The 1933-nt window shown below is 51.3% G+C and carries 1 tRNA gene and 1 rRNA gene; both read right to left on the bottom strand.

From position 1 onward, the window contains the following. Positions 1-55: 55 nt before the first annotated feature. Positions 56-132 (bottom strand) — tRNA-Ile (locus KIV41_RS22385). 67 nt (positions 133-199) lie between these two features. Beyond that, a 16S ribosomal RNA gene (locus KIV41_RS22380) occupies positions 200-1752 on the bottom strand. Positions 1753-1933: the final 181 nt, after the last annotated feature.

Raw genomic sequence — 1933 nt, 5'->3', positions numbered from 1 at the left:
GCTGAGCTATAGCCCCATCAAGGTGTCGATACTGCATACCAACTTCAAAGGAAATTGGTGGGTCTGAGTGGACTCGAACCACCGACCTCTCGCTTATCAGGCGAACGCTCTAACCACCTGAGCTACAGACCCAGTATCGTCTCTTTTACTTATAAACCGTATCAATCTGTGTGGACACTCATCGTGAGTAATCATCGTATAAGGAGGTGATCCAGCGCCAGGTTCCCCTAGCGCTACCTTGTTACGACTTCACCCCAGTCATGAACCACAAAGTGGTAAGCGTCCTCCCGAAGGTTAAACTACCTACTTCTTTTGCAGCCCACTCCCATGGTGTGACGGGCGGTGTGTACAAGGCCCGGGAACGTATTCACCGTGGCATTCTGATCCACGATTACTAGCGATTCCGACTTCACGGAGTCGAGTTGCAGACTCCGATCCGGACTACGACGCACTTTTTGGGATTCGCTCACTCTCGCAAGTTGGCTGCCCTCTGTATGCGCCATTGTAGCACGTGTGTAGCCCTACTCGTAAGGGCCATGATGACTTGACGTCGTCCCCACCTTCCTCCGGTTTATCACCGGCAGTCTCCCTGGAGTTCCCGACATTACTCGCTGGCAAACAAGGATAAGGGTTGCGCTCGTTGCGGGACTTAACCCAACATTTCACAACACGAGCTGACGACAGCCATGCAGCACCTGTCTCAGAGTTCCCGAAGGCACCAATCCATCTCTGGAAAGTTCTCTGGATGTCAAGAGTAGGTAAGGTTCTTCGCGTTGCATCGAATTAAACCACATGCTCCACCGCTTGTGCGGGCCCCCGTCAATTCATTTGAGTTTTAATCTTGCGACCGTACTCCCCAGGCGGTCTACTTAACGCGTTAGCTCCGAAAGCCACGGCTCAAGGCCACAACCTCCAAGTAGACATCGTTTACGGCGTGGACTACCAGGGTATCTAATCCTGTTTGCTCCCCACGCTTTCGCATCTGAGTGTCAGTATCTGTCCAGGGGGCCGCCTTCGCCACCGGTATTCCTTCAGATCTCTACGCATTTCACCGCTACACCTGAAATTCTACCCCCCTCTACAGTACTCTAGTCTGCCAGTTTCAAATGCAATTCCGAGGTTGAGCCCCGGGCTTTCACATCTGACTTAACAAACCACCTGCATGCGCTTTACGCCCAGTAATTCCGATTAACGCTCGCACCCTCCGTATTACCGCGGCTGCTGGCACGGAGTTAGCCGGTGCTTCTTCTGTCGCTAACGTCAAATAATGCAGCTATTAACTACACTACCTTCCTCACGACTGAAAGTGCTTTACAACCCGAAGGCCTTCTTCACACACGCGGCATGGCTGCATCAGGCTTGCGCCCATTGTGCAATATTCCCCACTGCTGCCTCCCGTAGGAGTCTGGACCGTGTCTCAGTTCCAGTGTGGCTGATCATCCTCTCAGACCAGCTAGGGATCGTCGCCTTGGTGAGCCATTACCTCACCAACTAGCTAATCCCACCTAGGCATATCCTGACGCGAGAGGCCCGAAGGTCCCCCTCTTTGGCCCGTAGGCATTATGCGGTATTAGCCATCGTTTCCAATGGTTATCCCCCACATCAGGGCAATTTCCTAGGCATTACTCACCCGTCCGCCGCTCGACGCCGTTATCGTCCCCCGAAGGTTCAGATAACTCGTTTCCGCTCGACTTGCATGTGTTAGGCCTGCCGCCAGCGTTCAATCTGAGCCATGATCAAACTCTTCAATTTAAGATTTTGTCGGCTCAATGAATACTGAACATTACATAAGTAATGTTTGAATTGACTGTGCTGAATCTTTCGATTCAATGGTCACTTCGTATCATTGAAACCTAATTTGATACCGCTTTCCGTTAAGAAAGAAATATCTAATTGGATTATCATCAACGAGTGCCCACACAGATTGATAGGT

Origin of the sequence: Vibrio sp. D401a (assembly GCF_030248515.1) — a bacterium.
Lineage (GTDB): Bacteria > Pseudomonadota > Gammaproteobacteria > Enterobacterales > Vibrionaceae > Vibrio > Vibrio rotiferianus.
This window is presented reverse-complemented; position numbering and strand designations above follow the sequence as displayed.